The sequence below is a fragment of the Hyphomonas sp. genome (assembly GCF_041689225.1).
GTDB lineage: Bacteria > Pseudomonadota > Alphaproteobacteria > Caulobacterales > Hyphomonadaceae > Hyphomonas.
The window spans coordinates 1-24,244 of record NZ_JBDNGN010000155.1; the positions used below are offsets into that span (position 1 = coordinate 1).

Annotated in this window: 29 protein-coding genes; 12 read left to right on the forward strand and 17 right to left on the reverse strand. The window is 61.3% G+C overall.

Annotation, left to right across the window (positions count from 1 at the left end):
• Positions 1-144: 144 nt before the first annotated feature.
• From ACESNB_RS15380 to ACESNB_RS15450, 15 genes are all read right to left on the reverse strand, one after another.
• Complete coding sequence (locus ACESNB_RS15380) at positions 145-360, reverse strand: hypothetical protein (protein WP_373008884.1); 216 nt, start codon at positions 358-360, stop codon at positions 145-147.
• Between the two features lie 102 nt (positions 361-462).
• Complete coding sequence (locus tag ACESNB_RS15385) at positions 463-963, reverse strand: PAS domain-containing protein (protein WP_373008886.1); 501 nt, start codon at positions 961-963, stop codon at positions 463-465.
• A 144-nt stretch (positions 964-1,107) separates the two neighbouring features.
• Positions 1,108-1,524, reverse strand: a complete 417-nt coding sequence (locus tag ACESNB_RS15390; protein ID WP_373008888.1) for a MucR family transcriptional regulator — start codon at positions 1,522-1,524, stop codon at positions 1,108-1,110.
• Between the two features lie 134 nt (positions 1,525-1,658).
• On the reverse strand, positions 1,659-3,407 hold the full coding sequence (locus tag ACESNB_RS15395) for a Na(+)/H(+) antiporter subunit D (RefSeq protein ID WP_373008890.1): 1,749 nt from the start codon (positions 3,405-3,407) through the stop codon (positions 1,659-1,661).
• Positions 3,407-3,844 (reverse strand): hypothetical protein, encoded by a 438-nt coding sequence (locus ACESNB_RS15400; protein ID WP_373008892.1) that lies wholly within the window; start codon positions 3,842-3,844, stop codon positions 3,407-3,409. The genes ACESNB_RS15395 and ACESNB_RS15400 overlap by 1 nt, the downstream gene beginning before the upstream one ends.
• Entirely contained in the window at positions 3,841-5,349 is a 1,509-nt protein-coding gene (locus ACESNB_RS15405) for a proton-conducting transporter membrane subunit (protein ID WP_373008894.1), read from the reverse strand. Before ACESNB_RS15405 ends, ACESNB_RS15400 begins: the two co-directional genes overlap by 4 nt.
• Positions 5,346-6,878 carry a monovalent cation/H+ antiporter subunit D family protein gene (locus ACESNB_RS15410; RefSeq protein ID WP_373008896.1) on the reverse strand — a complete coding sequence of 511 codons (1,533 nt, stop codon included), beginning with the start codon at positions 6,876-6,878 and terminating at the stop codon, positions 5,346-5,348. The genes ACESNB_RS15405 and ACESNB_RS15410 overlap by 4 nt, the downstream gene beginning before the upstream one ends.
• The gene (locus ACESNB_RS15415) at positions 6,875-7,390 is read right to left on the reverse strand and encodes a cation:proton antiporter subunit C (RefSeq protein ID WP_373008898.1); all 516 of its coding nucleotides are present in this window, start codon (positions 7,388-7,390) and stop codon (positions 6,875-6,877) included. Before ACESNB_RS15415 ends, ACESNB_RS15410 begins: the two co-directional genes overlap by 4 nt.
• A 3-nt stretch (positions 7,391-7,393) precedes the next feature.
• Positions 7,394-7,846, reverse strand: a complete 453-nt coding sequence (locus ACESNB_RS15420) for a Na(+)/H(+) antiporter subunit B (RefSeq protein ID WP_373008900.1) — start codon at positions 7,844-7,846, stop codon at positions 7,394-7,396.
• On the reverse strand, positions 7,843-8,487 hold the full coding sequence (locus tag ACESNB_RS15425) for a DUF4040 domain-containing protein (protein ID WP_373008902.1): 645 nt from the start codon (positions 8,485-8,487) through the stop codon (positions 7,843-7,845). Before ACESNB_RS15425 ends, ACESNB_RS15420 begins: the two co-directional genes overlap by 4 nt.
• Positions 8,484-8,858, reverse strand: coding sequence for a monovalent cation/H(+) antiporter subunit G (mnhG, locus tag ACESNB_RS15430; RefSeq protein WP_373008904.1), 375 nt, complete (start codon positions 8,856-8,858; stop codon positions 8,484-8,486). Before mnhG ends, ACESNB_RS15425 begins: the two co-directional genes overlap by 4 nt.
• A complete protein-coding gene (locus ACESNB_RS15435) occupies positions 8,851-9,150 on the reverse strand; it encodes a monovalent cation/H+ antiporter complex subunit F (RefSeq protein ID WP_373008906.1) in 300 nt (99 codons plus the stop codon). Before ACESNB_RS15435 ends, mnhG begins: the two co-directional genes overlap by 8 nt.
• Positions 9,147-9,635, reverse strand: a complete 489-nt coding sequence (locus ACESNB_RS15440) for a Na+/H+ antiporter subunit E (protein WP_373008908.1) — start codon at positions 9,633-9,635, stop codon at positions 9,147-9,149. Before ACESNB_RS15440 ends, ACESNB_RS15435 begins: the two co-directional genes overlap by 4 nt.
• Before the next feature lie 95 nt (positions 9,636-9,730).
• Positions 9,731-10,912, reverse strand: a complete 1,182-nt coding sequence (locus tag ACESNB_RS15445) for a DUF2336 domain-containing protein (protein WP_373008910.1) — start codon at positions 10,910-10,912, stop codon at positions 9,731-9,733.
• Positions 10,913-11,014: 102 nt separating this feature from the next.
• Complete coding sequence (locus tag ACESNB_RS15450) at positions 11,015-11,470, reverse strand: hypothetical protein (RefSeq protein ID WP_373008912.1); 456 nt, start codon at positions 11,468-11,470, stop codon at positions 11,015-11,017.
• Positions 11,471-11,667: 197 nt separating this feature from the next.
• On the opposite strand from ACESNB_RS15450, the gene ACESNB_RS15455 reads away from it, so the two are divergent.
• From ACESNB_RS15455 to ACESNB_RS15480, 6 genes are all read left to right on the forward strand, one after another.
• Complete coding sequence (locus ACESNB_RS15455) at positions 11,668-13,119, forward strand: MFS transporter (RefSeq protein WP_373008914.1); 1,452 nt, start codon at positions 11,668-11,670, stop codon at positions 13,117-13,119.
• A 32-nt stretch (positions 13,120-13,151) separates the two neighbouring features.
• Positions 13,152-14,207 carry an alanine racemase gene (alr, locus tag ACESNB_RS15460; RefSeq protein ID WP_373008916.1) on the forward strand — a complete coding sequence of 352 codons (1,056 nt, stop codon included), beginning with the start codon at positions 13,152-13,154 and terminating at the stop codon, positions 14,205-14,207.
• On the forward strand, positions 14,185-14,997 hold the full coding sequence (locus ACESNB_RS15465) for an MlaE family ABC transporter permease (RefSeq protein ID WP_373008918.1): 813 nt from the start codon (positions 14,185-14,187) through the stop codon (positions 14,995-14,997). Before alr ends, ACESNB_RS15465 begins: the two co-directional genes overlap by 23 nt.
• On the forward strand, positions 14,994-15,758 hold the full coding sequence (locus ACESNB_RS15470) for an ABC transporter ATP-binding protein (RefSeq protein ID WP_373008920.1): 765 nt from the start codon (positions 14,994-14,996) through the stop codon (positions 15,756-15,758). Before ACESNB_RS15465 ends, ACESNB_RS15470 begins: the two co-directional genes overlap by 4 nt.
• Positions 15,759-15,767: 9 nt before the next feature.
• The gene (locus tag ACESNB_RS15475) at positions 15,768-15,968 is read left to right on the forward strand and encodes a hypothetical protein (protein ID WP_373008922.1); all 201 of its coding nucleotides are present in this window, start codon (positions 15,768-15,770) and stop codon (positions 15,966-15,968) included.
• 77 nt (positions 15,969-16,045) lie between these two features.
• Positions 16,046-16,651, forward strand: coding sequence for a hypothetical protein (locus ACESNB_RS15480; protein WP_373008924.1), 606 nt, complete (start codon positions 16,046-16,048; stop codon positions 16,649-16,651).
• Between the two features lie 103 nt (positions 16,652-16,754).
• On the opposite strand, the gene ACESNB_RS15485 is transcribed toward ACESNB_RS15480, so the two are convergent.
• Positions 16,755-17,306, reverse strand: coding sequence for a hypothetical protein (locus tag ACESNB_RS15485; protein WP_373008926.1), 552 nt, complete (start codon positions 17,304-17,306; stop codon positions 16,755-16,757).
• A gap of 156 nt (positions 17,307-17,462) precedes the next feature.
• Here ACESNB_RS15485 and radA point away from each other — a divergent pair, with 156 nt between their 5' ends.
• The 5 genes from radA to ACESNB_RS15510 are packed head-to-tail and all read left to right on the forward strand — an operon-like array spanning position 17,463 to position 22,127.
• Positions 17,463-18,845, forward strand: coding sequence for a DNA repair protein RadA (gene radA, locus ACESNB_RS15490; protein ID WP_373008928.1), 1,383 nt, complete (start codon positions 17,463-17,465; stop codon positions 18,843-18,845).
• On the forward strand, positions 18,838-19,407 hold the full coding sequence (locus ACESNB_RS15495; RefSeq protein ID WP_373008930.1) for a CvpA family protein: 570 nt from the start codon (positions 18,838-18,840) through the stop codon (positions 19,405-19,407). The genes radA and ACESNB_RS15495 overlap by 8 nt, the downstream gene beginning before the upstream one ends.
• Positions 19,408-19,450: 43 nt before the next feature.
• Positions 19,451-20,902, forward strand: a complete 1,452-nt coding sequence (gene purF, locus ACESNB_RS15500; RefSeq protein WP_373008932.1) for an amidophosphoribosyltransferase — start codon at positions 19,451-19,453, stop codon at positions 20,900-20,902.
• A gap of 21 nt (positions 20,903-20,923) precedes the next feature.
• A complete protein-coding gene (locus tag ACESNB_RS15505; protein WP_373008934.1) occupies positions 20,924-21,646 on the forward strand; it encodes an SDR family NAD(P)-dependent oxidoreductase in 723 nt (240 codons plus the stop codon).
• A complete protein-coding gene (locus ACESNB_RS15510) occupies positions 21,639-22,127 on the forward strand; it encodes an N-acetyltransferase family protein (RefSeq protein ID WP_373008936.1) in 489 nt (162 codons plus the stop codon). Before ACESNB_RS15505 ends, ACESNB_RS15510 begins: the two co-directional genes overlap by 8 nt.
• Before the next feature lie 16 nt (positions 22,128-22,143).
• Here ACESNB_RS15510 and ACESNB_RS15515 read toward each other — a convergent pair whose 3' ends face one another.
• On the reverse strand, positions 22,144-23,160 hold the full coding sequence (locus ACESNB_RS15515; RefSeq protein WP_373008938.1) for a 2'-deoxycytidine 5'-triphosphate deaminase: 1,017 nt from the start codon (positions 23,158-23,160) through the stop codon (positions 22,144-22,146).
• Positions 23,161-23,224: 64 nt separating this feature from the next.
• Here ACESNB_RS15515 and ACESNB_RS15520 point away from each other — a divergent pair.
• On the forward strand, positions 23,225-24,244 hold a 1,020-nt coding region (locus ACESNB_RS15520), incomplete at its 3' end, for an aminotransferase class I/II-fold pyridoxal phosphate-dependent enzyme (RefSeq protein ID WP_373008940.1).

The following is a 24,244-nucleotide window of genomic DNA, read 5'->3' on the forward strand; positions in this document are numbered from 1 at the left end:
ATGCGCACGGCCCAGAAACACACAATCGAAGACGTCATCCATGAAACCGGAAAAATCGTGAAGACCATCAGCTCATCCGAATGCCAAAACTATATCACAGGAGCGGGTTATGCTTCCGCCGAAAACTGAAACGCTCTAGCCGCGTCAGGCCACAACTGGCGCCTTGCTCATCATCACGACGCTGGACAGGCCCAGCGCAACATGCGTGAGGTCGTCCGCGATGTTCCGGGCCCGCGCCTCAATGGGGCGACCGCGCTCAGACGAAAGCAGGATCGCCGACTTCAAGCCGAGCGCATAGGCTGTCGCCGCGGCCGCCAGATAAGCGCAGTCTTCGTCTTTCTGTGGATCGAATTTCGCCATCAATGTCTCCTTCTGGTTTGGCAGGTAGAAGACTACCCGGCTTCAAAAGGTGTCGGATAACTTTCCTATGACATCAAGATAACATCAAGTTTTGCAAGCGAATCAGGCCGCCGCACGGGGGGGAGAAGTGTGGACAGCACCGGTTTGGCCACCATTTGGAACAACAAACCGACGGCTGGACAGCAATTCATCATGGCACAGGACCATTGTCAGCTGACCGCTGGAATCCATCAGGGGCAGCCGTAGCCAGGCATGCATGCCGTCTGTCTGTTCGATGACGCCGCCCACCGGCGCCCGGCGCTCCAGGGCAACGGACAAGCCGAGCGAAAAGGCATCGCCATGTTCGCCGATCACGTCCGCGACGCGGCGGCCGCGCGCTTCCATGCCGAATATGTCCCGCAGGCGTGAACCGGCAATCCGGAACCGGCCATCGCCGGAATCGTCAAACTGAACGATGGAGATGCTTGCAAGCATGCTGCGCAGCTCACCCGGATCGATCGCGTCACGCGGCACGCAGCCCGCGCGATCGCGCAGCCGCTTCCAGTAATCGATAAGTACCTGCTGGGCGACGGTGACGCCCTGAAATACCGTCTGTTTCGACATCGTGTGCACCCCCAAGGTGATTCGATAGAATCACCTATCGCGCGAGTAGAGTCCGGGATCAAGAGTCGACTACGCATAATCTTAACATGTCTTACCAAAATATTTCGTTCCGGAGCGGCAACGAATAGTATTCGCGCGTGACAACTAGGCCTTGTCGCCTTTGCCCAGCCCCATCTTCTTTGCGAGCATTGAGCGATGCTTTGAATAGCCCGGCGCAACCATCGGATAGTCAGGCGGCAAATTCCATTTTTCACGGTATTCGTCCGGCGACATGTCATACTTGGTGCGCAGATGGCGCTTCAGCGACTTGAACTTCTTGCCGTCCTCCAGGCAGACGAGGAAGTCCTCACCGAGCGATCGCTTTACCGAAACGGCCGGCTTGGGGCGGGACGCCTCGGCATCCGCGCTGCCCAGACCCGCCAATGAGGCATGCACATTACGAATGATGTCTGGCAATTCAGCTAAGTGTACAGCGTTGTTCCCAACATAGGCCGCGACGATTTCACTGGCGAATGCAATGAGCGCGCCCCCGCGCGGATCAGGCCTTGTGGCTTCGGGCATTATCTTACCTCCCCGGAAATACTCTATTCCGGGGTAACTGAAGACGAAAATGTGTAAATACTAAAAAGACAGTCTGTCCGCGCCAAAGTTGCATGCCGTTGCAACAATTCGACGCCGAAGCGGATACTGTGACTTCAGCCTACTGTGATGAATGCCAGTAACAGGGCCAGTCCAAGCAACGCTGCCGTCCAGACCGCCATCGCCCCCGTGAGCCCGCCCCGGGCCAACTCGCCACGCGGGCTGAAGGCCGATTCGATCCGGTCATAGGCCCGTCCGGTAAGGCCGAAGAACACGGCGGTCATCGCCGGACCGACTTTCCCCCACACAGTTCCAGCCCACTGCGCCATACCGAAACCGACCTTGCGGTACAGCCAGTCGGTGTCGAGGATCGTGCCGGGCTTCTCCGGCGGATAGACGCCGAACCGCTTGAGCAGCACGAAGGCAAAGGTTGCGAGCACCAGAAGCTGTAGCTGCGTCAGGATGTGATCGAAGGTGAATGGCTGATAGTTCATCGCCTCTTCGCGGTAAGGCAGTAGGTTGTAAAGCCATTCGTAGCCAAGGCCGGGAATGACCGCCGGCAGGCCGATGGCGATGCTGATGAACGCCGCCATGCCCATGGCCAGCAACATGTTGAACGGCGCTTCCTTCACGCGCTTGCCGCTGTCGTGACCGAAGAAGGCAAAATACGGGATCTTGATTCCGGAATGCTCAAGCACACCAGCCGAGGCGAACATCAGCATGAGCCAGATAATGGGCAGGCCTGCATGGGCAACGGCACTGAGGATCATGGACTTGGTCACGAAGGCCGAGAAGAGCGGCATGGCCGAGATCGAGATGGCGCCAACGAGGCAGAAAATCGTGGTCCAGGGCATTGAGCGGTAAAGGCCGCCAAGCTCGCTCGCCTTGGTTGTGCCTGTGCGATAGAGGACCGCGCCCATGGACATGAACAGGAGGCCCTTGAACATGATGTCGGCAAAGGCGTGGGCGACCGCGCCGTTCAGGGCAAGCGGCGTACCGACCCCGATGGCGCAGATCATGAAGCCGATCTGGTTGTTCGTGGAATAGGCGAGCACCTTGCGCAGGTCGTTCTCGATCACGGCGAAGAAGACCGGGAAACATGTCATCACGGCGCCGATCCAGATCAGCGAGTCCTGGCCCGGGAACATGCGGGCAAACGCATACACCGCAAGCTTGGTGGTAAAGGCCGACAGAACGACCGCCCCCACAACCGACGCTTTCGGATAGGAGTCCTGCAGCCAATTGTGCAGGAAGGGGAAAGCCGCCTTGATGCCGAAGGCGATGAAGATCAGCAGCGCGCCGGGCGCAGCAAGGTCTTCGAACACTTGCAGCCCGATATTACCAGTGTCGTGGTAGACATAGGCGATGCCCGCCAACAGCAAGACGCCCGACAGGATCTGAACGCCGAGATAGCGCATGGACGCGAAATAGGACGCGCGCGTCCCTGCCCCAAGCACCATGAAAACGGATGTGACCGCCGTGATTTCCCAAAAGATGAACAGGGTCATCAGGTCGCCGCAGAAGGCCGCCGCAATCGCCGCGCCGCCATAGGCCAGGGCCATGCCGTCCTGCACCCTGTCATCGGTATGCCAGGCGTAGATAGCGTTGAGCAGGGCTGCGATCAGGAATGCCAGACCGAAGATGAAACTGAGACCGTCAACACGGTAGAGAACCAGGTCGAGCCCCATGACGCTCGCCGTTAGGTGGTTCACATTCTGGTCGGCCAGAGCAAGCAGTGCGATGCCGACAAGCGGCGCACCAATGGCGATACCCTGTCGGATGCGGCGCATAGGCAGGAAGATGGCCACGACGCCTGCAAGGATCAGCAACCATCCGGGGTTCAGAGCGGTCAGGAAGGCGGGCATTACTCGTCTCCCTCATAGGTCGGATGTGCGTCAGCGGGCCCTTGCGGCCGATCCGGGTCGACATCGGCCGGCGGTCCGCCAGCGTCACCATAATAATTTTCGCCCCGCCGCAGCAAGTTTCCAAGCGGCCAGCCCATCAGGACGACGAAAGTGAACGCCGCGAAGCCGTACAAGCCATAGAAGCCCGTCGAGTTGGCGAACGTGAAATAGTCATGCCGGTTGACGAACATGTCGAGCACGATCAGGAACGCACCGAGCAGGCCGAGCCCCCAGAACATGATCGCGCCGATATGTTTTGCTTCAGTCCAGCCGAACAGGAGCTTTGCCATCGGGTGCACGCCTTCGTCGGAGACGGTGTGGAGGTCGTGCGCCTTTTCAGCGGCACGCTTCAAGAAGCGCCCCGTCGTGTCGCGGGTCTCGGGCGTGTCATTGCTCATGGCTGGCCTCCGGTCATAATCGCGGCCGCGCTACCGCCCATGGATGGCGCGAGGAAATCCGCGAGCGGTCCGACCAGGAAGAAGAGGATGATACACAGCGCCGCCGTGAACACCGGCGCGGCAACCGTCAGGGCCGGTGCGCCGCCGGGGCGTTTGAAGGCTCGAGGTTCGCCGGAGCCAGGGGGTGGCATCAGAGCCAGGATCGGTATCGGCAGGAGGTAGGCAATGTTCAGCAGCGACGAGCCGATCAGCACCCACGGCACATAGGCGTTCCCACCCTCGATGGCGCCTTGCATCAGCTCATATTTCGCCCAGCTGCCTGCCATCGGTGGAATGCCGATGATCGACAGGGATGCGATGAAGAAAGCGATGAACACCAGCGGCATCCGGCGGCCGAGACCGCGCATGTCGGAAATATTGGTGGCCCCGGTGGCGACATAGATCGCGCCGGCACACATGAAGAGCGTCATCTTGCCCGCAGCGTGGGCGGCGATCTGGATACTGCCGCCGAGGAAGCCGGCCTCGTTGGCCAGCATTGCGCCTGCCGTGACATAGGCAAGCTGCGCGATGGTCGAATAGGCGAGCCGGGCCTTGAGGTTGTCCTTCGTCATCGCGACGAGCGAGGCAACGATGATGGTGAAACAGGCGACCCCGAGAACAAAGTCGCGCCCCGGCGTCGCATTCAGCAAGTCCTCGCCGAAAATGAAGATCGACACTTTCATCACGGTGAACACGCCGGCCTTCACGACGGCCACAGCGTGCAGCAGGGCAGACACCGGCGTCGGCGCGACCATGGCGTTCGGCAGCCAGAAGTGAACCGGCATCAGCGCCGCCTTGCCGATACCGAAGGCAAAGAGCAGGAGAAGGGCCGTCGATACGGCCGGGCTGATGTCCACTCCAGCGAGCAGGCCGCCCGGCACGAAGTCGAGATTCTGGCCTGCGAGCGTCCATGTCCACATCAAGGCCGTCAGGAACAGACCAATGGATGTGCCAAGCAGCGTCAGCAGGTAGATGCGCCCGCCGCGTTTGGCAGCCGCGTCGCCCTTGTGGGCCACCAGCGGATAGGTCGACAGGGTCAGCACTTCGTAGAAGACGAACAGCGTGAACAGGTTGCCCGACATGGCAACGCCGATGGCACCGAAGATCGCGATGGCGAAACAGATATAGAAGCGCGTCTGGTTGCGCTCGCGATTGCCGCGCATATAGCCGATTGAATAGAAGGAATTGACGATCCAGAGACCACTGGCGACCAGCGCGAACAGGGCGCCAAGCGGTTCCAGCTTGAACGCAAAGGACAGGCCGGGCGCCGCTGCCCCAAGGTCCAGCGACGGCGACTCACCATTCGAAACCGCTATAGCCAGTGCGATCACAACGCCAAGCAGGATGACCGATCCCACGATGGTGACGCCTTCGCGGATATTCGGGAAGCTCCCGGCAGCCGCAATGCCAACCGCGATCAGCAACGGGATGCAAAGGGCGGCAAGGATCAGCATGTCAGGACTCATCGGAACATCCCCGGCCCAAACGCGGCCAGCGCCGCATCACGCGCGAGGCCGAGCGGAATCTCTGTCGTGATCCCGAAATAGATATTCGCAAGCGCAAGTATCCAGAGCGGCACGAGCAGCACGATCGGCGCTTCCTTGCGGGTCTTGCGCGGGTTCACGGGCGGCTGGAAGAAGACGGCCTCAAGAATGCGTCCGACATAGATCACGGCCAGGAAGCTCGAGAACACAACCAGGATCACGGCCCACCACCATCCATGCTCGAACAGGGCATAGCCCAGCTGGAGTTTGGACTGGAAGCCGGCCGTCAGCGGCACACCGATCAGCGACAGGCCAGCGATCGCAAAGGCGGTCATCGTCCAGGGCGCCGAACGCCCGAGGCCAGCGAAATCGCGGATGTTCGTACCCTTGTAAGTGAGGACAACGCCCGCGACGGCCATGAACAGGGCGCCCTTGATCATTGCATGGTTGAGGAGGTGGAAGAGGCCCGCGCTGAGGCCTGCAACCGTGCCGACCGAGATGCCCAAAATCATGTAGCCGACTTGTGCGACCGAGGAATAGGCCAGCACGCGGCGAACGTCAGTCTGGAACACGGCCTGGAAACTGCAGGCGATCATGGCAGCGATCCCGAGCGGCATCAGCATGGCGTTGAACGCGGCCTGTTCGAAGGCGAAGCGTGGGCTGAAGACCGTGAACAGGAACCGGATCAGCGCATAGAGCGCCACTTTGGTTGCGGTCGCCGACAGGAACATGGTGACAAAGCTGGGACCATAGGAATAGGCGTTCGGCAGCCATTGGTGCAGCGGCCACATGGCCGCCTTAAGACCCAGGCCGACAACGATGAACGCGAAGCCGGCCTGCACGGTGCGGCTGCCCGTCAGGGTCGGTAGTTTCGAGGCAATATCGGCCATGTTCAACGTACCGGTGGCGGCATAGAGGAAGCCGACACCTATGATGAAGAATGTCGCGCCAATCGTGCCCATGACAAGGTAGTTGAAGGCGGCATGCAGGGCGCGGCGGTCGCGCGACGCACCCAGTGCAACCAGGACATAGGTCGAGATCGAACTAACCTCGAGAAAGACGAACAGGTTGAACGCGTCACCCGTGATCGCCACGCCGCACAGGCCAGCGAAACAGGCAAGGAAAGCCGAATAGAACAGCGCGGTCTTTTCCTTGGGTATCTCGGCAAGAACCGTCGGGTAGGACATCACCGATGCCAGAACGCCAATCGCCGACACCAGGACAAGGATCATCGCGTTCAACGCATCGACGCGGAATTCGATACCAAGAGGCGGCAACCAGTTGCCCATCGCATAACTGATCACGCCGGACGACGAGGTCTGCACGATTCCCAGCAGGATCAGGGCAAAGACCAGCGATGCTGCCGTCGCACCTATGCTGACAAACCAGGCAATGCGCCCGCTCGGCACAAGCGCCAGCGCTGGCGCCAGAATCAGCGGCACCATGACCAGCAGGGGCGCAGCATGCGTCAGTGCCCAGGCCGGCACGGAACTCAACAGCAAATCGATCATGCGCTTGCCCCGTTAAGCCATTCGTCAATTTCGGCTTCCTGTACCATCGCGGTCTCGAGATCGATGTCACGCACCTCGTCGCTCTCGATCGTGCCGTAGGCTTCGCGGATACGCACGATCAGCGCCAACCCGACAGACAGGGTCGCCACGCCGACGACAATGGCCGTCAGCATAAGGACGTGCGGGAGCACATTGGAATAGGTGTTCACAAGCTCGACCGGTGCGCTCGCATTGCCGAGGGCATGGCCGCCCGGTACAGCGACCGCATGATGGACCGCCTCGGCGCCGTGGCCGCCGCCATGCTCGATGGCATCTGCGCCATACAGGATCGGCGCCGTGCCGCCCGCCACCTTGCCGAGCGTCACATAGAACAGGCAGACCGATGTCTGGAACAGCGACAGGCCGACAATCCGCTTGATGAGGTTACCACTGGCAAACGTGATGTAGAGACCGATCATCATCAGTCCGATGATCGCCCAATAGTTTGCCCGTTCGAGAATGAATTCCAGCATTGCTTACCAGTCTTTATCTCGGATTTCGGCGACGCGGCCTGCGAAGGCATAGAAGATCGTGAGCATGGCGCCGGTGACGCCGCAGAGTACGCCAAGTTCGATCAACAAGATGCCTATATGCTGGCCGTGATGTTCGCCGGGCGGCTCATGGAAGAGCGCCTGGTATTCAAGGTAGTTGCCGCCTTGCAGCAGCGCCCAATAGCCAACGCCCGCGAAGAGCATGACACCAAAGGCCGCGAGCGAACGGGTGAAGACAGGTGGCACCGCGCGCATGGCAGCAGGCACTCCGAAAACGAGCGCGTACAGGATGACGCCGACCGCGATGATGATACCGGCCTGGAAACCGCCGCCGGGACCGAAATCGCCATGGAACTGCGTGTAGAACCCGAACATGATGATGACAGGCAGCAGCATCTTGGAGACGACGCGAAGTATGATGTGATGATCATTATTCACGAGGCATCCTCCTCTTTTTTCTCGGCCGGTGTCGATGGCTTACCGCGTCCGGGCGACTTGCCTTCACGGCGAATCGATACCGCCAGCGAGCGCTCGCCAAAGCCAAGCAATAGCGCAACTGCCAGGCCCGCCAGGAAGACCACGGTGGTTTCACCCAGCGTATCAAAGCCCCTGTAACTGCCCAGCACCGACGTAACGACGTTAGGGATGCCAGTATCGGCCCAGTTAATCTGCATTTGCTGAAGGCCCACGCCCGTGTTGACCGGCGAGTTCGGGTCGCCGAGCGCCGGCAGGTCAACGGTCGCGTAGATCAGCATGATGCCTGTTGCCAAAACGACCAGCAGTGGCCCAAGCCGCGCGAACTTCTTGTCCGGTTTCGCGGTGCGCGAGGTCAGCAGCATGGCGCCGAGCAGCACGACCGTCGACATGCCTGCGCCGACAGCGGCTTCGGTGAAGGCAACGTCGACAGCATCGACCACGACATACCAGGTCGCCGAAACCAGTGAGTAGATACCCGACAGCATCACGATCGCGAACAGGCTGCGCAGGCGTGCAATCGCGATCGCAACAACAAACAGAACCGCGAGCAGCAATATGTTGACCAGGGCCATGCCGATGTCGCCCTCAAGAACGCCGGTCATGCTGCGTCCTCGTCATCGTCGCGCTTCTGGCCGATCCGGCCGATCAGCGGCTGGAGGCCGGCGGTATGCGCGGCGCTGGCCACGGCATGGGACGCGGCCGGGCTGGTCAGGAACAAGAGCCAGAAAATCACAGCCAGTTTAACAACGACCAGCCAGTCCGGCGCTATCAGCGCCATGCCGATCAGGATAACCGTCGCGCCCGATGTGTCCGTAATGCTGGCGGCGTGCATCCGCGTGTAGAAATCGGGAAAGCGCATCACACCAATCGTGCCGATCACGCACAGGATGGCACCGATCAAGCAAAGCGCCGAGCCTGCAGGATAGCGCACCATTTCGAAGAACTGCTGCAGGTTTGCCAGGATATCAGCCATTACGCTTGCCTCTCTGAGCATCGCGCCGGACGAGCGGCACCTGGAACGAGCGGTAACGGAAGAATTTCAGGATGGCGATTGTCGAGACAAAGTTGATCATCGCGTACAGAATGGCGATGTCGAGAAATTCGGGTCGATCCATCACGAAGCCTAGCAGGCCGAGCGCCAGAACGGTCTTGGTGCCAAACGAGTTTACGGCCAATACGCGGTCATACAGGGTCGGACCGATCAGCGTGCGTATGAGCAGCAGGATCATGCCGAGCAGGATGGCAATCAGGGCGGCAGCGGTCATGCGGCGGCTCCTTTCCCGTCAATGGCCCGGGCCGAACGTCTGTCCATCTCTGTGAAGGCTTCCGGCTGAGAGTCCTGTTCGTACAGCCCATGGACCAGCAGCTTGTCACCGTCGATCTCGACGGTCACCGTGCCGGGCGTCAGTGTGATCGAGTTGGCAAATGTCACTTTTGCGAGGTCCGACTTGCAGACTGTCTTGAGCTTCACGAGCGTAGGCGCAATGTCGAGATCGGCGCGTAAGCAGGCCCTGATCACGGTCCAGTTGGCCTTCACGATCTCTTTCATGAGCCAAGGAAAATATAGGGCAAAGCCGACAAAGCGCACATATGGCACGCCTTCTCTATCAAGTATGTCGAGACGGTAAGCGAGGATCAGGGTGAGCGCGAGCGACATGGCGCCCAAGCCCAATAGCAGCGGCTCAAAATGCCCGGACATTCCGAGCCAGAACGCAGCCAGCGCAATTAATAGCCCCAGAAAGTACGCCACAATGCGCCTGCGCTCCTGTAACAACCCAAAACACGAACGCCTGCCCTAAAGGCCCGGAGCAGGCTTGGGAAGACTCTTTCGGACTTTTTTGGCGCCTAGCTGCCAAAAACCAGTCTGGCTGTGCGCTGTGACGTCGAGAACGCCGCTTCTTCGTTCGCCACTTCGCCGCTTGCCTGTGATTCGTGCAGGGCCTGTGCGGAGAAAGCAGCGGAAAGTGACCAGTTCCAATAGCGCAGCGTCGTCTGGGCTTTGGCAACGGTGAGTAACTCGTAAGTCTCTGCCACCAATTCAAACTGGGGATGTATCTGACCATCATCAATTTCGAGCGGACGGCGCAGGGCCGACCAGAGCACAGGCAGGAATTCGCGCTTCACGCCAGTCGCCTTGCAGAGCACTGCCACGCCCTCGCCGCCTGGATCGGAGAGGATCTTGGCGATGGTCACAGGCTTGATCCCGCAAAGGTACCCGATCTCTTGCGCAAGCTCAGGCGTCATGCCCTCCAGTGCTGCTGAATTTATTGCGCTTTCAAGGCTCTCGAAGGCGCTCCTGTCGAGCGCCTCGCGGTTGCGTTGGCGCCGCTCAATGAGCTGCAATGCCTTGCGTGCAACCGGGTCGGCCCATTTCTCGGACGCCATGATCTCGAAGACATCCTTGCAGGTTTCTATGACCTCGATTCGGTCAGCTGAATGGCGCTGCAATATCTTTCGCCGGGTGGGACTGTCCGACCACCAGAACATCGCCATCGCCTGAGAGGGGCGCAGTTCGAGACGCTCCACAAGCAGCGCGCAAAGCTGGGACTCGTCACGCGAGCGCATGACCAGCTTGTCGACCGCCGATTCCGGCAGCACCGCGCCCGTATTCTCGACCATTTTGCGGACGACAAGCGATTCGCCATGCTCGGCGAGCGCCACACATACGCCCGGCGCCACAACCTTGCGGCGGGCGATGGCCAGGCGGTGATCGGTCGACGTCGCTTCAACGATCTCGCTAAGATCGCTGGCATCGAACGCCTCGTTCTGTTCCAGGAGCGGTTGCGCAATCTCGAAAGAACTTTGAGCTAGATAGCGAAGCAGGCGGCGCGGCGCTTCCCGGCTGGTCGCCAGTCTGGACGCGCACAGCATGCGCTCACGTGTGTTCGCGTGAAAAAGCATGTCGAGCAGGATATCGCCCACCATGTTGCGATCCTGGTGCGCCAGGCGCGATGCCGGCATCGCCACAAGATCAAGCAGCCGCCGAAACAAGGCGTCTCGCGCGCGCCCGATTCGCGGCGGATTCATTGGCTCTTCCATATCGTCCATCTAAATGCCTGCGTCACAATGGCAGCAGACTGAACTGAAAGCGTTAACGAGCGGTACAGACGGCGGCGACAAATACCAGCGTCAGTCACGCGATCCGGGATGAACCACCAGCACCAGCAGGCTCGCGACCAGCATGATGATCGCCAAGCTGAATAGCATGCCAGCGTCTGTCTGCGTGCTTGCGGGGTCAAGCGATACCGGAACCTCGCGGCCGAGATAGGGCGACAGGTGGAACGCCACGGCGCCGCCGAGGACTGCAGCGGAGATGACGGCACCAAGGCGCCGGGTAAAGGGCAGGAGGAGGAAAAACGCGGCGATCAGCTCAAGCGCGCCGGTCAGAACCCTGCCGGCGGGCTCGAACAGGGTTTGGCCCGTTCGGTCTGCAATCGTCTGGAACACGATATTGGCCCCGGGAGGATCGAAAAACTTCACCGACCCTTCCGACGGGTTGGGGAGCGGGGAGAGGGTCGCCTGCACAAACATCGCTATCAAAAAGAGCGCGAGGGCCCAACTGACGAGTTGCCTGAACAGTCTCATGATACTCCACCCGTGGCTTGTAGTTCGAACATACGCCTCTACTGACGGTACAAACAGGGCGACTCAAAGGCAACTGACGGAAACCTGCCATTCCCGCGCCCGCCTTGATCGTTTGCCCCTGCGATAGCGCAGTATCTGATTTTACTTTTAATGGTCCGGGGCTCAACATACAGTCGCGATCGCCGACGGGAGCTGGAATGAGCGACAGGATCGAAGAACTCGTTGACGATATGGTCGATGAAGCCGTCGGCGATGTCACGTCTCCGGTCAGCGGCATCAGCGAAGCGCTTGGCGCCGGCGCGTCCCTCTTGTCAACCGCAACGCATTGGCGCGCCAAACGCCTGCGCCGGGGCGTGAGCATCGAACTTCCCGCCTATCTGATGGTCCAGTGCAGCTGGTTCATGGCCTTTGGGCTTCAGATGGTTCTGTTCCCCTACCTGATCACGGGCAAGGACCATCTTCATATGGACGGTCTTGCGCTGGGGCTGGCCAATATGGCGCTCTCCGCTCCGTCCGTCATTTTCCTGCTGATCGGCGGCGTCGTGGCAGAACGTGCCGATGGTCGGCGACTTCTGATCATCCTCCACCTCCTGGCCGCCATCCCTGCCCTGTTCCTGGCTCTCGCGATTTCCCGCGGCCAGCTCTCCTATCCCGGCATGATCCTCTACGGCCTGACGATCGGCACGGTTGGCGCCTTCATGATGCCGGCGCGCGATTCAATCGTGAATGAGGTTGTCGAACGGCGCATGCGCGTAGGGTCGAACGTCACGCTCCAGCTCGGCGTGACTCTCGCCACGATGGCACAATTCCTGGCCCAGATCGCAGGCCTGATCCTCGCGGGCTATGCCGACAAGATGACCCGCATGCCGCAATGGCTGAGCGGTTTCGGGATCGGCCCCATCGCCGCCGACAAACTCTTGCTCACGCAGGCGATTGTCTTGGTGTTCGGCACGCTGTTTGCGCTCAACCTGGCAAAAGGACGACAGGTCCGGACCGGGCGCAGCGGTTTTGGCGCGGCGTTCGGGGACATTGCCGAAGGTTTCCGCGCAGTCCGTTCCGACGGCAGGCTCTGGGCCATGACGGCCCTAATGTTCGGCGTCGGGATTTTTGTGATCGGGGCTTTTCTCGTGGTACTGCCCATCGTCAACCGCGACATCTATGGCTTCGGGTCGGATGGTATCCGCGACATGTTCGTAACCTTCTGGATGGGCGCCTTCGTCTCGTCAGTCGTCCTGTCGATCTTCCGACGTATCAAGCGGCAGGGACGCTTGCTGCTGGTCGCGCAATTCCTCGGATCCAGCAGTATCCTCGCCATGATGTGGGATATCCCGCACTGGGCCTTCCTCGGCATCGTCTTCATCTGGGGCCTCGCTGCCGGCATATCGATCGCCATGAGCCGGTCGATAGTGCAGGATGCCGCACCCAAGGAGAAACTCGCCCGGGTGCTTTCAATCTATCAATTAGGCTTCATGGCCGGCGCCCCATTGGGCGCCGCACTCATGGGCGCACTCGTCGACATATTCGGCGCGCACAGGATCGCCATCGTGCCAGCCGGCGGCATGACGCTTATCATTCTCTGGATGGTGTTCTTCACGCCGGTCTGGAACATGAAGGGCCAGGCATGGAAAGAGCATGCCGCCAGGAAGTGACACCGCGCCCGAAGCGTCCTAAATCGCTGCCCATGAGCCAGCTGCCCCGCGCCACGATCCATCTTTCGAATATCGTCGCGAACTGGCGGGCGCTGGACGGCCTGCACGCGGGCGCGACGACTGCGGCCGTCGTAAAGGCAGATGCCTACGGCCTTGGTGCCATCCCGGTTGGCCGGGCGTTGTCGCGGGCTGGGTGCTCAACTTTTTTTGTCGCTTACCTCGAAGAAGGCCTTGCCCTGCGCAAGGCCCTGGGGCTCGGGTCGCGCATCTTCGTCCTGAACGGTCCAACCCGGCGGGAAATGTCCGCCTATGTCGCGGCGGGCCTGACAGCTGTTCTGTCTTCGCCCGACCATGTAGCAGCCTGGTCCAGCGCGCCGAAGGGTACGTCCGCACTGCATTTCGATACGGGCATGAACCGGCTCGGTCTCAAGGACGAAATGCTCGGAACCTCACTGACGACCCTGCAAAAACTGCAGCCCGTCCTTGTCATGAGCCACCTCGGCTGCGCCGACGAGACCAGCCACAAAATGAATGCAGCCCAGTGTAGCGCATTCGACGATATCGCCGCGGCCTTTCCAGACACGCCGGCAAGCCTCGCAAACTCCGCGGGCTGCTATCTCGGCAAGGCCTTCGGATACGACCTGACCCGTCCCGGGCTCGCCCTCTATGGCGGCTCGCGTCCCCCAAAAGGACTCCGGTTAAGCCCCGGACTTACACTGGACGCCGCCATACTCAGCGTTTTCGATGGGGAGATCGGCGAGACGGTCGGCTATGGCGCAACCCGGACGCTCGAACAGGACACCCAGCTCGCCACGGTCGGCATCGGCTATGCCGACGGCCTGTTGCGGTCGGGCGGCAACGCGTTCATCGCCTATCTCGACGGCGTCCCGTGCCCGGTCGTCGGACGCATTTCCATGGACCTGACGACAATTGATGTTTCTAAGGCACAGGATAAGGCAAAAGCAGGCGCCCGCGTTGAATTCATCGGCGAGCATGCCAAACTCGAAGACCAGGCCGCCCGCGCGGGTACGCTTGGCTATGAACTACTGACGGGGCTCAGCAATCGTGTCGAACGTGTTTACGCATAAGAACGGCTTTCCCAACCCCCTGCGCTGGATCGGCGCTGGCGCGCTCGGCTTTTTTGCCGAGATCGGACGCCTGTCCACGTTCGCAGGTCGGGTCACCTTTGCCGCGTTCACGCCCCGCTGGTTCTGGGGCGAGATCGGGCGACAGATCATCCGGATCGGCTTCTATTCCTTTCCGGTCGTGGGCATGTCGGCCGTCTTCATCGGCGCCGCGCTGGCCCTCAACATCTATACCGGCGGCAGTCGCTATGGCGCTGAACAATTCGTGCCCAATATCGTCGTGCTCGGCATCACGCGCGAACTCGGCGCGGTTATCACCGGCCTGATGCTCGCCGGGCGCGTCTCGGCTGGCATCTCGGCGGAAATCGGCGCCATGCGCGTGACGGAGCAGATCGACGCCCTTGAGACCCTCTCCGCCTCCCCGTACCGCTACCTCTATGCCCCCCGCTTCATTGCCGCACTCATTACCCTGCCCATGCTAGTGGCGGCTGCTAACATCATTGGCGTGATGGGTGGCTGGCTGGTCAGCGTCTACAGCCTCGATTTCGACTCCACGACCTACCTGCGCAACACGCTCGATTTCGTCACCCGCGACGACATCATGGTCGGCCTGATCAAGGCCGTCGTCTTCGGCGGCGTCATCGCTGTCATGGGCTGCTATCAAGGCGATCGTTCGCAGGCCGGCGCGACAGGCGTGGGCCGGGCCGCGACCCTGTCCATGGTCGGGGCCGCCGTGCTCGTGCTGGCGACCAATTTCATCCTGTCCAACCTGTTCGTGGAGATTGGCCTGTGACCCAGCCTATCCTGAAACTGGAAGGCATCGAAAAATCGTTCGGTCGCAACAATGTCCTGCGCGGCATCGATCTTGACGTCGCGCCGGGCCAGAGCCTCGTCGTGATCGGCGGCTCGGGCTCGGGCAAATCGGTCATGCTGAAGGTCGCGCTGGGCCTGATGACACCAACGGCCGGCAAGGTGCTGTTCGACGGTCACGACGTGACCAATTCAACCGGTAAGACACGCGAGTCGATGCGCGCCCGCGTCGGCATGCTGTTCCAGGCCGGCGCGCTGTTCGACTCGGTCACCGTCTGGGAGAACGTCGCCTTCCGCCTGATCAATGCCGATGGCGTAAAGCGAAGCGAAGCGAAAGAACGCGCGATTGAGACGCTGAAGAAAGTGCGCCTTGGCTCGGAAGTCGCTGGCCTCTATCCAGCCGAAATCTCCGGCGGCATGCAGAAGCGCGTATCGCTTGCCCGCTCGATCATTTCCGAACCGGACCTGATCTTCTTCGACGAGCCGACCACGGGCCTCGACCCGATCACGGCGGACGCGATCAACGACCTGATCATTGAACAGGTGCGCGGCCTCGGCGCGGCCACCGTCACCATCACGCATGACATGAGCTCGGCCCGCAAGATTGCCGACGAAGTGGCCATGCTGTTCGAGGGCAGGATCATCTGGCGCGGCAAGGCCGATGACGTCGATCATAGCGGCAACGAATATGTCGACCAGTTCGTCCACGGCCGCGCCGATGGGCCGATCCAGCCCGCGATTTAGGGGCCTTCGATGTATATCAAATCGTCGAGATGGCTGATGTATGCTCTCCTCGCGCTGATGATCGATTTCTTTGGCGCTTTTGGGCTTGCGATCAGCCGGCTTCCGGGCGCCACAACCGACATCCAGCCCATCGTCCTGCTGCCCTCCCTCATCATTTCAACCGGCATGTTCCTGTTCTGCATCAGGCGCGCCATCGGGTTTAGGCCTTGATCCGTCGGCGAGCGGACTTGACGCCGGGGTGAACCTCGTGCCGAACTTGGGGCCTGATACCTCGGGGGAGACGCATCATGATGGATTTCATCAAATACATATCCGTGGCGTTCACGGCGCTCTCGCTCGGATTCACCGGCTGGCTGCAATACGAGAAATTCCGGCTCGACGGCGAATGGCACATCGACACCTGCACGATCGAAGCCGACCTGAAAGCCTATGAAGGCCTCCACCTCGCCTGGCGCGTGTTCCTGTCGGACGATCCGCTATCGGCCCCGGTCGTCGGTGACGGCGAGAAAGTGGAAGAGGCGTTCAAACCGATCCCGTCTGCAGGCCGCTATCCGGTCCGCCTCGTCGGCACCAAGGAGATCAATTCGGTCAGCCTGACTGGCCGGTTCGAGGGCGCACGGCGCGCCTCGACCGGGCGGTTCGAGTTCCACCCGACCCTCTCCAAGCGCCTCTTCTCCGGCTACATCCCCTTCTACCAGCGCAACGCGGATGTGCTGGATGGCTCCTTCGCCTTCACCGCCGGCAACGCGCGCGGCCCCGCCCGCGCCGTGCGCCTGACCGATGGCAAGAAGCCGGACGGGCTCGCGCCCTTCGTCTGCAAAGGCGCCAGCGAACTGCCTGCGACCATTGAAGGGAACACTGATCACATCTTACCAGAACAGTCACCGGCCTGATCCCGACCGGAACCGCGCTCAGGCCCCAGCGTCACCGGCACTGCGCGCGTCTGTCATGGCATTCAGGGTGCGAACAATCTCGTTTGAATGTTCGATCGACACCTCAAGCAGGTTCACCGGGCCGTCGACGCCAAGCATTCGCCTGTCGCCATCCAGCGCATTGTCGTAAAACTGGATTGCGAACAATCGCAACGCGGAAAACTGCTCGTCGGGCTCCTGGTAGTTCAGCTGCATTGCCGTCATCGCCGCCAAGATGACGTCGTCCTTGCGCTCGATCGGGCATTTTTTTCGCCAGCTCATGCATCTCATGCTCTTTTACACCGATCAGGTGGTTGGCGCGGTACTGCACGACGGTTTTCAGCTCATCTTTCATCAAACCCTCGGTCATGGCATCGCCGAAAACCTTCTGACCCGCCGCCATGGCTGCCGGGGATACACGCGCGATATCGATGCGTTGGGCATTTTCTTCGTCGGTCATCTCCGGACGCTGCACACGCTCCAGTAGCGTGCTGAGGATGACCGCCGCCGCAAACCTGATATAGCTGGTACCACCGGAAACCATGTCCTCGCCATGTTTCTTCTGCGCAACCGTCCCGATCACAAAGAACAAGGCAAGCAAGGCAACAACCCCGCCCCCGATAATCCATCCCAGCATAGCATTTGCCTCCTGATCTAGTTCCGCATCTGGCTGAACGTCGCGTCCTACATGGGATACAGTTCTTTACAGGACGTAACCAACCGGGCCCGTAGTGGCTATTGGCTCTGGTACGCGCCTCTTCCGCATGCGCGCAAAGCCCGCTAACTCCTTGTCATGGCCAAGACTTCCACCTCCGCTTTCGTTTGCCAGTCCTGTGGCGAGGTTCATTCCAAGTGGACCGGCAAGTGCAATGGTTGCGGCGAATGGAATACGCTCGTCGAGGAAGCTGTTGCCGCTGTACCGGGCGGCCTCGCGCCAGCGAAGGCCGGCACGAAGCGCAGCAACAAGATTGAATTCGTCGCCCTCAACGACAGGGCAGACCCGCCAAAGCGGATCATCATGGGTGTCGAGGAACTCGATCGCGCCTTTGGGGGCGGCCTCGTTCCCTCCTCCGCCACGTTGATCGGCGGCGATCCCGGTATCGGCAAATCGACGCTGCTGCTGCAGATCGCCGCGCGCCTCGCCCGCAACGGCCTGAAGTCGGTCTACGTGTCCGGCGAGGAAGCCGCCGCCCAGATCCAGGAACGTGCCATCCGCCTGAAAGTCGCCGACAGTCCGGTCCAGCTCGCCACCGAGACTGACCTGCGCAAAATCCTGTCTGCCTTGAAAGCCGCTGAACCGGACTTCGTGGTCATCGATTCGATCCAGACCATGTGGTCAGACAGTCTCGAAGCCGCCCCCGGCTCCGTCGGGCAGGTCCGCGCCTGCGCACAGGAGCTGACGCGCTGGGCCAAGAAGTCGGGTGCCGCGCTTGTCCTCGTCGGCCACGTCACCAAGGAAGGCAACATTGCCGGCCCGCGCGTTGTCGAGCACATGGTCGACACCGTGTTCTATTTCGAAGGCGAACGCGGCCACCAGTTCCGCATCCTGCGCGCCACCAAGAATCGCTTTGGCCCAACCGACGAAATCGGCATTTTCGAAATGCATCAGTACGGCCTTGCCCCAGCCAAGGAGCCTTCGGCCCTGTTCCTGTCGCCAGATGGGGAAGCCGCAGGCGGCTCCGCCGTCTTCGCCGCAATGGAAGGGTCGCGCCCCGTGCTGGCCGAAGTGCAGGCCCTGGTTGCCAAGAGCGCCTATGGTACACCCCGGCGCAGCGTGATCGGCTGGGATGCTGGTCGCCTCGCCATGTTGCTGGCCGTGCTCGAAGCGCGCTGCGGCGTCGGCTTTGCAGGCATGGACGTCTACCTCACCGTCGCAGGCGGCTATCGCATTGGCGAACCGGCCGGCGATCTTGCCGCCGCTGCCGCGTTGCTAACCTCGCTTTCAGACGCCGCTGCACCCGAACGATCCGTATTCTTCGGCGAAGTGTCCCTGTCCGGCGCTGTCCGCCCCGTGGCCCGGATCGAGCAGCGACTCAAGGAAGCGGCCCGCCTGGGATTCGTGCACGCCTATGTGCCGGAAGGCAGTCCAAGTTCAGTCGATGGCTTGACGATCACCCCGATTAAGAGGCTTATCCAACTCGTTGAGTTGCTTGCCCCGGACGCCCTGAATGCTTGATTTTGTTACAGCTTTCGACGCCATCGCCGTGGCTGTTATCGTCATCTCCGCTATTATGGCTTTCGCACGCGGATTTCTGCGCGAAGTGGCCACGATGGGCGCCTTCATCGGCGCAATCACCGCCGCAGTCTTTGCCCGGAAATTATTCACAAACGATCTCGCCGCCCTGCTTCCCGAGAGCATGTCGCAACTTGATCTCATCATATTCACCTTGCCGACAGCGGATGCGTTGCTGATCGTGTCGGGTTTCGTCGGCGCTTATGTGCTGGTCGCCTGGTTTGGCCAGCGCCTGTCGAAAAGTATCCAGGGCGCCGACGGTATCGGCATGTTCGACCATTTCGCCGGGCTGGCGTTCGGTGTCGCCCGTGGCTTCGTCGCCCTCGTTTTCTTTGTCGTCCTTCTACAACTCGCGCTCGATGAAAACCGGGTCCCCGGCTTCATCCAGAACGCGGCCTGCTATCCCGTGCTCAGCAATGTTGCCGATTATGTGAACGAGAATGCAACAAAAGTCGGCCGGGAAGTGCAAACTGCCCTTCCCTCGAAGGCAGAAACAAGCCAATAGGGCGTCACGAACCTGTCACGCACAAAGGAGGCTACGGTCTCATATGGTCCTGTTCGATCATGACGATGACAAACCGCGCGAAGAATGCGGTGTATTTGGAATTTACGGCAACAACGAAGCCAGCCTCTACACCGCGCTCGGGCTTCACGCCCTGCAGCATCGCGGCCAGGAAGCCTGCGGCATCACCACATTCGATGGCAAACGCTTCCCGTCCGAGCGGCACATGGGCCTGGTCGGCGATCATTTCGGCGGCGACCTTCGCAATCGCCTGCCCGGCTATGCCGCGATCGGCCACAATCGCTATTCGACCCAGGGCGGGCCGATGCTGCGCAACATCCAGCCGATCTTTGCCGACCTGTCGTTTGGCGGCTTTGCTGTCGCCCACAACGGCAACCTGACCAATTCCCGCGAGCTGCGCCACCAACTGGTTCGCGATGGCGCGATCTTCCAGTCCACGATGGACACCGAAGTCATTCTCCACCTCGTCGCGCGCAGCCCCAAGCCGCGCTTCATGGACCGCCTGGTCGATGCGTTGCAGCAGATCGAAGGCGGCTACGCGCTGGTCGGCCTGACCGGCAAGAAGCTGATCGGCGCACGCGACCCGATCGGCCTTCGCCCTCTCGTGATCGGTAAGCTCGGCGCAGCCTATGTCCTCGCCTCGGAAACCTGCGCCCTCGATATTATAGGCGCCGAGTTCGTGCGCGAAGTCGAGAATGGCGAAATGGTCGTGATCACCGATGACGGTATTGAATCGATCCGGGCCTTCCCACCGCGCGCCTGCAGCCCGTGCGCATTCGAATATGTCTACTTCGCCCGCCCCGACAGTATCGTTCAGGGCCGCTCGATCTATGACGTGCGTCGCCGCATGGGCCACCAGCTGGCCGCCGAGACCCCTGTCGATGCCGACGTGATCGTGCCGGTTCCGGACAGCGGCGTGCCCGCAGCGCTCGGCTATTCGGAAGCCTCCGGCATCCCGTTCGGCATGGGCATTATCCGCAATCACTATGTCGGGCGGACCTTCATCCAGCCGACACAGGTCGGCCGGCAGGCTGCGATTTCGAAGAAGCACAGCCCGAACCGCGCGGTGCTCGAAGGCAAGCGCGTGATCCTGGTCGACGATTCGATCGTGCGCGGCAACACCTCGAAAAAGATCGTCCAGATGGTGCGCGAAGCGGGCGCGAAGGAAATTCACCTCCGTTCGGCCAGCCCCCCCATCGTGAACCCGGATTTCTACGGCATCGACATGGCGGCCAAATCCGAACTCTTCGCGGCGATCCACACGCATGAGGAAATGGTGCGCGAACTCAAGGTCGACAGTCTCGGCTTCCTGTCGGTAGCGGGTCTGTACAAGGCCATCGGCGAACCGGTCCGCAATGCCATGCAGCCGCAATTCGCCGACCATTGCTTCACCGGCGACTATCCGACCCCGCTGATCGATCACCAGCACCACGAATCCGACAAGGAGCGCCAGCTCTCCTTGCTGGACGACACGTAGGCGCTGCGATAAACGCGCGTCATGACGGACCAACCCAGACTTGTACTCGTGACCGGCGCCTCGCGCGGGATCGGCCGCGCCGCCGCGCTTCACCTCGCCCGGCAGCGCGATCTCGTGATCGCTGTGGCCCGCTCAAAGGCCGCTCTCGAAAAACTCGATGACGAAATCCGCGCCTTGGGCAGCGAAGCTGTGCTCGTTCCCATGGACCTCAAGGACGCCAAGGGAATTGAAACGCTCGGCAAGGTGATCGGCGAGAAGTTCGGCCGCCTCGACGGCCTCATCGCCAATGCCGGCGTGCTCGGTACGCTCGGACCTCTAGAAAGTTGCGGGCCGCGCAGCTTCGAGGAGACAATCGAAGTCAACCTGACGGCCAACTGGCGTCTTATCCGGGCGCTGGCGCCCTGGCTGCACCAGTCTGCATCTCCTCGCGCCGTGTTCGTCACGTCCAGCGTGGCAGCACACCCCCAGGCTTTCTGGGGCGCCTACCAGGCCTCCAAGGCCGGGCTTGAAGCCATGGTCATCGGCTGGGCCGACGAGACCGAGAAAATGGCCCTGCGCGCCAACATCTTCGATCCCGGCGGCACACGTACCGAGATGCGCGCGGCCGCCAAGCCCGGCGAAGACCCGATGACCCTGCCGACCGCAGACGTCGTCGCCGCCGAACTCGTGAAGCTCGTGTCAGTCGATGAAACACGCACAGGCGAACGCATCCGCTACCGCGACCTGCATCCGGCGAATGGCTGAGCCGGAGACGATCGCGAAACCGGGTATTGTCCGGTCGGCACGGCAGGACGATCTCCCGGTCCTGCTGGCGTTCGAGCAGGGCATTATCACCGCTGAGCGTCCCTACGACCACACGCTGAAGCCGGATCCGATCAGCTATTACGACATCGCCGAAAAGATCGCGTCGGATGATTCCGAAGTCGCCGTTGTCGAAGTGGACGGCCTGGTCGTCGGCTCAGGCTTCGCCATCAAGAATCTGTCCAAAGCCTATGTTCAGGACACCCATCACGCCTATCTCGGGTTCATGTATGTCAGGCCAGACTATCGCGGCCGGGGGCTGAACAAGCGCCTGCTTGAACACTTGTCAGCCTGGGCGAAGGCCAATGATCTCCGCGAAATTCGTCTCACGGTCTACAGTGACAACGCTCCCGCAATCCGCGCCTATGAAAAGGCCGGGTTCACGTCGCATATCCTGGAGATGAGATTGAACCTTGATGAGTGACCCGATCTGGAGACGCTCAGATCGCGAAATGCTTCGACAGCTTCAATCCCTGTCCCTGATAATTTGATCCGGAACCACCATAGAGTCCCGAGGGTTTAGCTGCCATAGGCTCGTAGATCAGTTTGGCAACCGGCTGGCCGTGCTCAAGGATGAAGGGAACATCACGTGAGCGCACCTCCAGGACAGCCCGGCTGCCACCCTTGTTGGTGCCGAACCCCGGATCGAAGAAGCCGGCATAATGAGCCCGAAACTCGCCCAGTTCCGGCGCAATCGGGGCCATTTCAGCTGCCTCAAGCGCCGCGACTTTCACCGTCTCGCGACTGACGAGGATGTAGAAGTCCTCCGGATTCAGCACGATGCGACCGTGGCGCGGGAAAACAGGTTCCCAGAACTGGCCGGCCTCGTGCGCGCCGATGCCGCGCAGGTCCACCACGCCGGAATGTTGCTTGGCGCGGTATCCGGCCGGCCGGCCTTCGGGCGGCTCGAGATCGATCGACACCACCCGCTCCTTCAACGCGTCCGGCCGTTTCCGCTTGAAACGCACCTGCGCCAGACGGTCACCCGGCCGCACCATGATCGGGAACGTTCGCGGCGACACTTCAAGATAGAGGGGCCCGGAATAACCCATTGGCACATCGTCGAACGCCTTGCCCCGGTTCGTTACCAGTCGCGTGAATACGTCGATACGCCCGGTCGAACTTTTCGGATTGGCCCGCGCCGATATACCGGCAGGCAGGCGCAACGATTCCTGCAAGGGCACGAGGTAGACACAGCCGGTCTCCAGTACCGCGCCTTTGTCAGTGAGGTCAATCCGGTGCATGTGCACGCCCGGCTCCTGCAGCATGTCGGCCACCGTCCGGTCCTTGCCCGGCAGGAAACTCGCGCGCAGGCGATAGGCATCTTCTGCCAAACGCAGGTCGAGGCTCGCCGGCTGGACCTGGCCGGTCTCCAGCGGCAGGTCGCTGCGGATCGCACCACCAACCACCAGTGCCTCAATTTCGTGGTCGGGCAAAACGCCCGTTTCCTGCACCATCTCTTGCACCCCTTGTGCTCTCAGGCATAAGACCCAGTGCAGGAAAGACAAGGACTATAACAGCATGACGAACGGGTCGGATGAATCAGGCAAAGCAGGCTGGAAGCCGGCGACCAAAGCGGTTCGCGGCGGCCTGATGCGGTCCGAACATGGCGAGATCTCCGAGGCGCTCTACCTCACATCCGGCTATGCCTATGACAGCGCCGAACAGGCCATGGCCCGCATGAAGGGCGACGAGCCGGGATTCGTCTATTCCCGCTATGGCAGCCCGACCTGTGAAATGCTGCAACAGCGCCTCGCCCTGATAGAAGACGCCGAGACCTGCCGCGTGACGGCCAGCGGCATGGGTGCCATTTCCGCGGCGATTCTCGCTCCCCTGAAAACCGGCGATCGCGTCGTCGCGGCGACCGCCCTGTTCGGCTCGTGCCGCTGGATCATCGCCAACCTGATGCCGAAATACGGGATCGAGACGGTATTCGTCGACGGCGCAGACCTTGATGCCTGGGAACGCGAACTCGCCAAGGGCTGCCAGCTCGTCCTGATCGAAAGCCCGGCCAACCCGCTGCTCGACGGCGTCGATATCGAAGCTGTGGCCAAACTCTGCAATAAAGCCGGCGCCCTCCTGGTCGTCGACAACGTATTTGCGACCCCTATCCTGCAGCGCCCGCTGGAACTCGGCGCCGATGTCGTCGTCTATTCCGCGACCAAGCATATGGATGGCCAGGGCCGTGTCATGCTCGGCGCGATTCTCTGTGATTCGGCCTACATGGAGGAGGTGTACGATCCGTACCTGCGCCATGTCGGCCCGGCCGCGGCCCCTTTCAACGCCTGGGTCGTGCTCAAGGGCCTGGAAACCCTGAAACTGCGCGTCGATGCCCAGAGCGCCACCGCCGCGCGCCTCGCCGACGCCATCGCCGCCCACCCCAATGCCAATGCTGTGCGATATCCCCACCGCAAGGATCACCCGCACTACGCCGTCCACAAGCGCCAGATGACCAGCGGCGGAACGATGATCGCGCTGTCGGTCAAGAACGGCCAGGAAGGGGCCTTCAAATTCCTGAATTCCCTGGAACTTGTCGACATC